This is a genomic window from Neobacillus niacini (genome assembly GCF_036961885.1).
GTDB lineage: Bacteria > Bacillota > Bacilli > Bacillales > Cytobacillaceae > Neobacillus > Neobacillus niacini_H.
The window spans coordinates 141,986-152,405 of the sequence record NZ_JBALNQ010000021.1; the positions used below are offsets into that span (position 1 = coordinate 141,986).

Here is a 10,420-nt window from a genome sequence, read left to right on the forward strand (position 1 = left end):
CTAGTTTTTATCTTTAGATGTTAATCTATCTAGTGCATTCAAAGCTGGTTTAAAAAGAGGATCATAAGCAAGTGCTTCTTTATAAATTGCTTCAGCTTCCTCTTTCTTTCCTTGATCTTCTGCTACTAGTCCGATTTCATAGATCGTATCTGTATTTCCTACATTTAAACGATCTGCTTCTGCTAAAGCTTCATTTGCTTCTTTATACATTTTTAATTTACGATAACTTTTTCCCTTCATAAGGTGTCCTTTGTAATCCTTAGGAGAGATTTCAGTCGCTTTAATAGCATTTTGTAGAGCATCATCATTTCGATCTTGTCTATCATATACAATACTTAAATTTAAATAGGCATCAAAATAATTTTTATCCAAAGATTTAGCTGTTTTAAATTGTTTAATTGCTTCATCGTAGTCTTTATCTAAAAAATATGCATAGCCAAGTTGAACCCTGCTTTCAGGGTCATTGGGATTCTCTTTTACTTCTCCTTTATAAAACTTAAGCTGTTCTTCAATTTGTTTTGAATCGGTATTATCCCATAGGAATCTATCACTAATGAAATAACCGGCTACCAAACATATTGCTAGTGTTCCAACTAATAACAATGATGATTGCCACCATGTAAACCGGTCATTTTTTACTTTTTTTTCAGGCTCTTTGGTTTCAAGTTGTTCCTTTTCTTGCATACGAACCCTCCTACTCTACTTAAATGCACTTTAATCTTCTTTATGGCAAGATTGACATTTCTGTTCGTTGTGACATAGATAGCATGTCTCTGAAACTTTTGCACCCTCAGCTACCTTTATCGGATGAGTCTTTCTCCAATCTTTATTTTCATGGCTACTTGGATGACAGCTATTACAGGTAATATTTGAAATCTCATTTTTCCCATTTTTTTGAAGGTCATGACAGGTTAAACAAGCTTCTTCGTTGTTGTTTGCAGCCGGTCCATGTTTTTTAATAAACCCTTTTTCATGACTTTCTGGACGCTGGGTGTGGCAATCTTTACAGAATGTATTTTCTTTTGCATAGTCTTTGCTACTAACCTGTTTACTTTGGATTTTTTGATCTCTTAAATATTGAGTATAAGCAGGCAGGTCATTAAATAATGTAATCTCCTTAGTAGACATATACTTATGACAATCATTACACTCTTGAACATCATCTTTAGCCAACGAGCCATGTGATGTAAGCTTAAAATCCTCTTTTGTATGACTCTCAGGGTACATATTTGACGTGTGACATGCGCTACACTCGGTTGTTACATTTCTAGCTTTATGACAATCCATACATTCTTCCATCTTCGGACTTGTGAATTTCTTTTCACTCATCATCGATTTACCAAGAGAAGTATCCCATTTATCATAGTCAGACTTGAATGTTACTTTCCGTTCTGCAATTTTCCCGTGTGCAACCCCACTATGGCATTGAATACACTCTACATCTTGCTCCATATGCTTATCATGGGGAATGATGAGATCGCCTGAAGGTGTTACCTCACGCAGATTCATATTATGACATTTTTCACATGCCTCATCTGGAATCTCTTTGGGCATCTGAATGGGTGCTGTATAGGTTTGTGTAGTTTTCTTATAAACTTGCAAAAGTCCGTTTGCTTTTGCTTTCGTGTATTCTTCCGTGCCTGACCCGATATGACAGTTGACACAATCCACTTCACTATGTGTGGACGCCTTCCACGTATAAAATTCAGGCTTCATCTCATGGCAGGAGGAGCAGAACTCCGAACTTGAAGTTGTTTCTACTCCTACTAGTCCCAATGAGAAGAAAATAACGATGAAAAACAGTGCTACTGTTAAATATTTATACAATCTATAACGAGTCCTGGGAGGGGGGGTTTGTTCTATATGTTCTTCTTCCATTCACTTTCCCTCCTATTAAACATCAAAACTTTATTTTTTAACATCATCCTTAAAGCCAGTTCTATGACAGTATTGGCAATAAACATCTGTTGGTGCTTTAACTTCTGTTGAATCTGCTTTTGGTTCTTCGCGATCATGACAGACGAAGCATTCTGCTTTCATTTCAGGAGTTTGTGCTTTATCTGCGTGAGAAGTTAACCAAACATCGCTTTCTGCGTGGCTATCAGGGCGTTCGCCGTGACAAGCGCTACAGAACTTATTGATACGTGATTGTTCACGAACCACGTTAATGTTTGCTGTATATTTGTGATCTTTATCCTCTTCCTTAACCTCAGCCATTTTTAACAATGACATTAGGTCTTCCTTAGGAATATCTCTGATCCACTTTGAATCCTGGTGACAATCAACACATGTGTCTAGCTCTTGAAGGGCTGTACCACCATGATCTCCACCCCAACTTGCAACTCTGTGATTTTCCGGAACTTTGACTCGTTGATGGCAAGTTTCACATGACATTGAAAGCTTTACATCTTTTGTTTGCTTTCCAACTGCTTCTAAAATAAGCGCTTGTGTTTTTTTGTCATGTGATGCAACGGCCTCCGCCGCTTCTTCTTCAGTTGTTGCGTCATCCTTTACTTTACCGGTAGTGCTCTTTGCTTCTTCTAAATGTTCTGGATTAGGCGGAACAAGATAAGCAGCATCTTTCCAAGGCTTTTCACCGTTGTTTACTTTATCGTGACAGTCGATACATGTTCCCATGTTTGGTGCTAGATATTTCTGTTCCATCATTTGTTGAGCTACTTCATCTGTCCAGTGACCGCGAACTTCTTCAGTGTTAATACCACGGGCAGCGATTTTCGCATGTGCTACTCCGGAGTGACAGCTGATACAAGGTACACCTTCTTCAATATGCCCTTTATGGTTAACAATTAAGTCTTTTGACGCGGTTACAAGCCGGTTCTTAGAGTGACATTGTAAACAGTTTTCATCTGAAACGGCTTCATGCTCCGTTTGAACGATTTGTTCCGGTATTCCCATTACGTGGTGATAGACTTCCTTCAAGGAAATGACTTTATGGGTCATCATGTTAACGAAGCCAGGCTTGATATGACATTGAACACAGGTGATTTCACTGTGAGCGCTGGCGGTAAATGTTGTTACTTCAGGTGCCATTTCGTGACAGTTGGCACAGAATGAAGGCGAGTTAGTAAACGAGAGAACTCCGTATCCGCCTCCAAAAATAATAATAGACCCTATTAGGGCAACAAATAATGCTTTCCATCTTGTAACTGGATCCTTCCAGTCTATGTTTTTAAATTTCTGCCAGAGTCTGCGAAATAATCCAGGCTTATTTTTTTTCTCTCTTGTTTCAGGATCTATATTTTGATTCTTTTTCTTCCCCCAAAAAGCCACTTGACTCACCCTTCCCATTTTGAATTTTTATCTCTCTATATTTTTCTTTAGTTAACCTCTCTAATGGTAGTATCTAACATTGTAAGAGTATTTTCCAATGTACAATTTGTGAATATTTTTTCACAAAGGATATTTAGGACATTATCCCTAAAAACAACATAGGAATGTTGTAATCGCAAGGGTTTTGTTAACAACATAACCGAGTTGCAAACGTGAAAAACAAGTAATACTTATACAATAATAAGTATATTTATTCATTGTCTGCGTTTTTTTTTGCATATTGGTTTCAATAAATTGCATACAAATGTTTGACAATTTTACAAAAGATCGTTTTCGAACAATTTGTATGCTTTTTGTAATTGTGGCTATAACGGTAACAATGTTGTCACTCTAAATCGGAAGTGGTAAGATAAAAAGGGTAATTATCGAAAATTATGGAACATAAAATGAACTGTTTTTAGATGGATAAATAAGAAATAAAGGAGCGTTTCATCATATGATGGGGATTTTAAATAAAGTGTTCGACCTTAATAAACGCGAGCTGAAGCGACTGGACAAAATGGCAAATCAAATTGATGCCTTGGCTGCAGAAACTGAAAAACTTAGCGACGATCAGCTCCGTGAAAAAACAGAGGAGTTTAAGCTTCGCTACCAAAAAGGTGAAACCCTTGAGGATTTGCTAGCTGAATCGTTTGCAGTGGTACGTGAAGGTGCTCGCCGTGTACTTGGTTTGTATCCGTACCATGTTCAATTAATGGGCGGTATCTCACTTCACGAAGGAAATATTTCGGAGATGAAGACTGGGGAAGGTAAAACGTTAACCGCGACCATGCCTGTGTATTTAAATGCCCTTTCTGGAAAAGGTGTTCATGTTATTACCGTCAACGAATACCTCGCAAGCCGTGACGCCACTGAAATGGGTCAATTATATCAATTCTTGGGCTTAACCGTTGGTTTGAACTTAAACAGTATGTCAAAAGAAGAAAAGCAGGAAGCTTATGCTTGCGACATTACATATGGAACAAACAATGAGTTTGGCTTTGATTATTTACGTGATAACATGGTCCTATATAAAGAGCAAAAGGTACAGAAGCCGCTTTACTATGCTGTTATTGATGAGGTTGACTCGATCTTAATCGATGAAGCACGAACACCTTTGATTATCTCTGGTTCCGCACAAAAGTCGGCTGTGCTCTATATTCAGGCAAATGCCTTTGTCCGCACGCTTACAAGAGACAAAGACTTTACGTACGATGAAAAAACAAAAGGCGTTATGCTGACTGAAGATGGAATTAATAAAGCTGAGCAAGCTTTTGGGATTGAGAATCTGTTCGATATGTCACATGTAACCCTAAACCATCATATTAACCAGGCACTAAAGGCAAATGTCAGCATGCACCTTGATGTTGACTATGTTGTCCAAGATGGAGAAATTATTATTGTTGACCAATTTACCGGTCGTTTAATGAAGGGGCGCCGCTATAGCGAGGGCTTACATCAGGCCATTGAAGCAAAAGAAGGCTTGGAAGTTCAAAATGAAAGCATGACAATGGCGACCATTACGTTCCAAAATTACTTCCGTATGTATGAAAAGCTTGCTGGTATGACAGGTACAGCTAAAACGGAAGAGGAAGAATTCCGCAACATCTATAATATGAATGTAATCGTCATTCCAACCAATAGACCGATCGCACGTGATGACCGCCCGGATTTGATTTATGCTTCGATGGACGGCAAATTCCGTGCGGTAGTTGAGGATATTGCCGAGCGCAATAAAAAAGGACAGCCTGTTCTTGTTGGTACTGTAGCGATTGAAACTTCAGAGGTAATTTCTAAATATTTATTGAAAAAAGGGATTAAACATAATGTCTTGAACGCGAAAAATCACGAGCGTGAAGCCGAAATTATTGCGGAAGCAGGCCATAAAGGTTCTGTTACCATTGCCACAAACATGGCTGGTCGTGGTACGGACATCAAGCTTGGTGAAGGTGTTGTCGCCTTAGGCGGTCTTGCTGTTCTTGGTACCGAGCGCCATGAAAGCCGACGGATTGATAACCAGCTTCGTGGACGGTCTGGACGTCAAGGGGACCCAGGGGTAACACAGTTTTATTTATCCATGGAAGATGAACTGATGCGCCGCTTCGGTTCTGACAATATGAAAGCGATGATGGAACGTCTAGGAATGGATGATACTCAGCCAATTCAAAGTAAAATGGTTTCAAAAGCCGTAGAATCTGCACAAAAACGTGTTGAGGGCAACAACTTTGATGCACGTAAGCAACTCTTACAATATGATGATGTTTTACGTCAACAGCGTGAAATTATCTATACACAGCGTGATGAAGTGCTGGAATCCGAAAACCTGCGTGAAATTGTTGAAAAAATGATTCAATCTACTATCCAGCGAAATGTTGAAGCCCATGCAAATAAGCATGAGGATGAAGAGGAATGGAACCTGCAGGGCATTATTGATTTTGTAAATGCAAATCTGCTTCATGAAGGTGACATTACCATCGAGCAATTACGCGGTAAAGATCCTGAAGAAATGACTGAAGCAATTTTTGCAAAGGTACAGGAACGCTATAGTGAAAAAGAACAAGTTCTATCTGATGAACAAATGCGTGAATTCGAAAAAGTTGTTACGCTTCGTGCGGTTGACAGTAAGTGGATTGACCACATTGATCAGATGGATCAGCTTCGTCAAGGTATCCACCTTCGAGCTTACGGACAAATTGACCCTCTTCGAGAATATCAGCATGAAGGCTTTGCGATGTTTGAGTCAATGGTTTTATCCATCGAGGAAGAAGCATCTAGGTATATCATGAAAGCTGAAATCCGCAACAATCTTGAGCGCCAAGAAGTCGCAAAAGGTCAGGCTGTGAATCCTAAGGAAGACGGCGAGCCTGTTAAGAAAAAACCAAAAGTGAACCAAATGAATATCGGCCGCAATGACCCATGTTATTGTGGAAGTGGTAAGAAATATAAGAACTGCCATGGGGCAGCGAAATAGGAAAAGTTGGAGGGCCGGCGAATTGCGGCCCTTTTTATTTTTCGAACTGTAGGTGTGGTAATCACTGGAGGGCTTTGGTTCCCTTTTTTGGGGGAAATGCTGCTGGGCGGTAATCAAAGATAGGTTTTGATTCCCTCTAACGGTGAAAATGCTGATTAATGGTAACCAAAGACGGGTTTTGAATACCTTCAATAGAGAAAATACCACTTAGACGTAATCAGAAACGTGAAATAGAGGGCCGTCGTATGTAATGGCCGGCCCTCTTCCTTTAATTTCTTTTTCTAAAACGTATGACCCCGAATATGGTTATGGACAACAATACTAGTACCACCAGTACAGTTTGAAAAGGAAATGCCTGTTTTTCCTCAATCTGAATTTGATGATTCCTTACCTTAGGAGTTATTTCTTCCTGTACGGTTTCTTTAGGCTCCTCTTTTAGGTAGTCCTGATAAAAGGTTCTAATTTTTTCTACGGGATGTACAACCTGTCCATTTTTCATTTGAATCATTCCATTCGGCCCGCCAACTGGTGTCAGGAAGCTAGGATCCCCTTTTTCTAAAAAGAGCAGCATTTCTCCACCCTGTTGTTGGAATTCATCTACCCAGCCATTATCGAAACCATTGATTCCCGCTGTAATGGTGGATGGAATATTTTCACCTTTGAAAACCTTGGTTACCTCGAACTTTAGGCCCTCAAACATCGATTGCTCTCCTGGGATAGGAGTGCTTGAAAAGTCGTATTTACCTAGGACAACAACCTGAGCCTTAGTTACTACTTCTTGTGGTTCTAGTGCGACCCAACTTGTTGCCTCTACTTGAGTACTTACAATCGAAAAACTGATCAATAATAAAACAATACAAAAAATGACCCTCTGCATTCATCTTCCCCCTGTAATTCGAATGGTTACTCGATAACTTCTTTGAACGCTTTAATTTGTTTATATTTCTCATCTTCATTATCTAACCGTACACTTCCATACTTCGGCAGCATTTCAAAATAATCTTCTTTAGTGCGGGTAACGGTGAACAAATACATTTGATCCTCTTTTAGCAGTGGTGTCTTTTCATAGGATAGGAAATACAATTTCCCCTTTTCTTTGAAGTATCCACCCTCTTGATTGATCGTGATGTCCCCAAGCAAAGCTCCTTTAATATTTTGAGTGATTCTCACTAAAAATTGGGTATTTGGACTTCCAGTGTATTCTTTGGTTCCGACTTCTCTAATGACCTCGCCAATAAATATATTATCAACAGCTTTTGCTAATTTTCTTTTATCCGTGTAATCATCTTTAAAGGTGTATGGTTTATTAACAATCGTCGCGGAATCCTTGGAATCTAGCAGAGTTGTAAAATATTTAATGGAGAACAAAGCTGTTGCTAGGAGGATCAACACGATAACAGGTGCAGCTTTTTTCACGGAAACAAACATCCTTTCAAATAAGGTATCTGTTTCCAATTATAGCTTTGGGGATATTCATATAAACTATGGCCTTGTGAACATTTTAGGGAAGTTTAAGTAAAGTTTCATTTTATAGTTACCGTAATTCTGATACCCTTTCTGTTTCGGGCACTATGAAGCTCTTATAGTGACCGAAACTCGAGTTGCTATCTGGTTTCGGACACTATGAACCTCCTATAGTTACCCAAACTCGAGTTCCTTTCTGATTTCGGTCACTATGGACCTCCTATAGTTACCGAAACTCGAGTTCCTTTCTAATTTCGGTCACTATGAACCCCTTCAATTACCCAAATGCTTTTGGTAATCGGGCTTCGGGCACTTCGCATTGACCCAAAACTCTTTTCCTATCAGCTTTCGGTCACTCCTGCCATCGCTTAATTGACCCCTCCCCTTATAATAAATAAAATCGAGAGGTTACCCTCTCGAAATCATTGTTTCTTCAGCCATTTCTGCAGTCCTTCTATCTTTTCCCACAATTGATAATGTTCGCCTGCGTAAATAATTGCTTCGCTCTCGTCCCCCAATCGATATCCTTCTGGTAAGGACATCGGGATTCTTTTTTTACCCGAAAGAAATGGAATGACATGTGGGTTCGCCTTTTTCGCGTCTTTCAGCATTTTTGCGGCATTTGCCGAAAAACCATTTTTATATAATTCAAGTAAAACCTTGTTATATAACCCATTTGCTGTTGGTTCCTCGTACTGTTTCAACAAGCGCTCTGCAGCTTCCCATTTACCTTCTTCCAAGTAAGCCACAAACAGGATATAACGAATACCTTGATTATCATTTGGATTTAATTCTAGAAGCTGTTCGTATTCACGTATCGCCATCATGGTAAATCCTAATTGATGGAGGGCATCTGCGTAGGCTGCTTTTGCACGCATATATGGTCTTGTTTCAAGTAATCCCCAGAAATGACCTTTGTTATCTTTAAAAAAGGTTTTCCCAAGTTCCTTTTCGCCAGCCTCCATACCTTTTTTGGAAAGCATCATCGCTTCCTCATAGGTATCAGCATTTTCTGCAAGAATTACGTAGGCATCTACACATTTTGGATTTAACGTAAGAGCCTCTTGGGCTAGTTTACTGCGCCTGTCACCGGTTGCCTCCATCGCATCGTAAACCAATTGCTGGGCACGCCCTTTGTTCGTTTTCGGTTCCTTTTTAGGAGTTGGAGCTGAAAGCTTTTTATTCAGAAATTCATTTAATTCTTCCATGTTCTCAAAATTTTGATCTTGGATACCCTCCAATGCTTCCTGCATGACTTGTTCTGTAAGACTTGGCCCCCGAAGTGGATTAAGCGCAACAGCAGGAAAGGAATCATTTTCCTCTTCAAATGCAATCTCAATGACTCTTCTTATCTCTTCCTCTAGTTCGTCATCTAATTCCCTATATGTAGAGGAAAGTGAGCCAACCGGTACCCCATACCTCTCGGCTAGTTCCTTTTGGGTAAGTGGTGATTCCATAGGGGTGAACGTTGTGAGTAAATAATGCAGAGATGCTGCATAAAGACTCGAATTTTTAATTCTTTTTTGCTTTTTCTCACAATATTGAAACCAGAGAATGATCCCTAAATCCACGATTGGCGGTGTTTCACCAAGCAATTCCAGCTCTCTCTTCAATCGTTCCGCCACTTCCTTATAAACCGGCGGCTCCCACTCCATGCTATTTACATCTACCATTCCGCCAATCCCAGGAAGGTCCCCCATGATTTCCATAAAGAAATCAGTAAAGAATTCCTGAGGGGAGTCATAACCTGCCCTTTCACTTTTTTGCTTAATAAACATGATTGCCTCTTGGAGCGGTAAATCTGGCAAATCAAACGGTGCTGGGAAAAATACATGCATTTGGTCAAATGGAAGAACGATTCCAACAAAAAATGACCCTTTTTCATATGGACTTTGTAAATTTGTTACCATGGCCTTTAATTTTTCTGATGAAAGTCCATCAATAACAGTCAGAACATTATTTTCAACGTCAATGATTTCCCCTGCGATCGCTCTAGCATTTGTCCAAGTTTGCATAATCTGTTTTAATTTCGGCCGTTTAATTTTTCCAGCCTCTGAGGCTATAAAGTTATCTAAAATGGTTTTACCATTTTCCAATTCATGAAATAGGGAATACCAGATCGTATAAACAAATTCAAAAAACTGACGCTGGTCCTCCTCAATCTCAAAGTAATCTTGATAATCATCAAACCCCTTAAGTATTTCATCTTCATAATAATCAAGCGCGAAGTGAATGAGGCGCTTTTGTAGATCGTCGACCTCACCTTCAATCACATGGGTTATCGAAACGGCTTCGTTCGCACCACAGCACTTTTTATATTTCTTCCCACTCCCGCAAGGACAAGATTCATTCCTGCCTACCGATTTAATCATCATCTTCTCTCCCTCAAATCCGAATCTATTATTTATAATAGTATCATTTTAGACCGATATATAGGGAATATACTATATCTAAATACAAAAAAGGCACACCCTTAATAAGGTGCACCTCTTGTATTAAATTAATTATTACCTTTATCTTTTCCTTTTTCAGCTGCTTTTTCCTGCTTGTTTGCAGCTTTTTGTTGCTGCGCTTGAGCCTTTTCAACTGCTTTTTGTTGTTGCTCTTGAGCTTTTTCAGCTGCTTTTTGTTGTTGTTCTTGAGCTTTTTCAGCTG

The 10,420-nt window shown here is 39.4% G+C and carries 7 protein-coding genes; 1 reads left to right on the forward strand and 6 read right to left on the reverse strand.

Annotation, left to right across the window (positions count from 1 at the left end; genetic code table 11):
- Genes V7124_RS10210 through V7124_RS10220 form a run of 3 tightly spaced genes read right to left on the reverse strand, consistent with a single transcriptional unit; the run spans nucleotide 1 to nucleotide 3,300 of the window.
- Nucleotides 1-684 carry a tetratricopeptide repeat protein gene (locus V7124_RS10210; RefSeq protein ID WP_335488723.1) on the reverse strand — a complete coding sequence of 228 codons (684 nt, stop codon included), beginning with the start codon at nucleotides 682-684 and terminating at the stop codon, nucleotides 1-3.
- 30 nt (nucleotides 685-714) lie between these two features.
- Nucleotides 715-1,878 (reverse strand): NapC/NirT family cytochrome c, encoded by a 1,164-nt coding sequence (locus V7124_RS10215; protein WP_335488726.1) that lies wholly within the window; start codon nucleotides 1,876-1,878, stop codon nucleotides 715-717.
- A gap of 30 nt (nucleotides 1,879-1,908) precedes the next feature.
- On the reverse strand, nucleotides 1,909-3,300 hold the full coding sequence (locus V7124_RS10220; protein WP_335488729.1) for a NapC/NirT family cytochrome c: 1,392 nt from the start codon (nucleotides 3,298-3,300) through the stop codon (nucleotides 1,909-1,911).
- 487 nt (nucleotides 3,301-3,787) lie between these two features.
- Here V7124_RS10220 and secA point away from each other — a divergent pair, with 487 nt between their 5' ends.
- Complete coding sequence (gene secA, locus V7124_RS10225) at nucleotides 3,788-6,301, forward strand: preprotein translocase subunit SecA (protein ID WP_335488732.1); 2,514 nt, start codon at nucleotides 3,788-3,790, stop codon at nucleotides 6,299-6,301.
- Nucleotides 6,302-6,569: 268 nt separating this feature from the next.
- Here the strand turns inward: secA and V7124_RS10230 are convergent, their stop codons facing one another.
- The 3 genes from V7124_RS10230 to V7124_RS10240 form a co-directional block, all read right to left on the reverse strand.
- On the reverse strand, nucleotides 6,570-7,178 hold the full coding sequence (locus V7124_RS10230; RefSeq protein ID WP_335488735.1) for a hypothetical protein: 609 nt from the start codon (nucleotides 7,176-7,178) through the stop codon (nucleotides 6,570-6,572).
- Nucleotides 7,179-7,204: 26 nt separating this feature from the next.
- Nucleotides 7,205-7,756, reverse strand: coding sequence for a hypothetical protein (locus V7124_RS10235; protein ID WP_335488738.1), 552 nt, complete (start codon nucleotides 7,754-7,756; stop codon nucleotides 7,205-7,207).
- Nucleotides 7,757-8,187: 431 nt separating this feature from the next.
- The gene (locus tag V7124_RS10240; protein WP_335488741.1) at nucleotides 8,188-10,137 is read right to left on the reverse strand and encodes an SEC-C metal-binding domain-containing protein; all 1,950 of its coding nucleotides are present in this window, start codon (nucleotides 10,135-10,137) and stop codon (nucleotides 8,188-8,190) included.
- Nucleotides 10,138-10,420: the final 283 nt, after the last annotated feature.

Coding starts and splice junctions, on each gene's coding strand:
- V7124_RS10210 (WP_335488723.1), bottom strand. CDS start 684: ATGCAAGAAAAGGAACAACTTGAAACCAAAGAGCCTGAAAAAAAAGTA.
- V7124_RS10215 (WP_335488726.1), bottom strand. CDS start 1,878: ATGGAAGAAGAACATATAGAACAAACCCCCCCTCCCAGGACTCGTTAT.
- secA (WP_335488732.1), top strand. CDS start 3,788: ATGATGGGGATTTTAAATAAAGTGTTCGACCTTAATAAACGCGAGCTG.
- V7124_RS10230 (WP_335488735.1), bottom strand. CDS start 7,178: ATGCAGAGGGTCATTTTTTGTATTGTTTTATTATTGATCAGTTTTTCG.
- V7124_RS10240 (WP_335488741.1), bottom strand. CDS start 10,137: ATGATTAAATCGGTAGGCAGGAATGAATCTTGTCCTTGCGGGAGTGGG.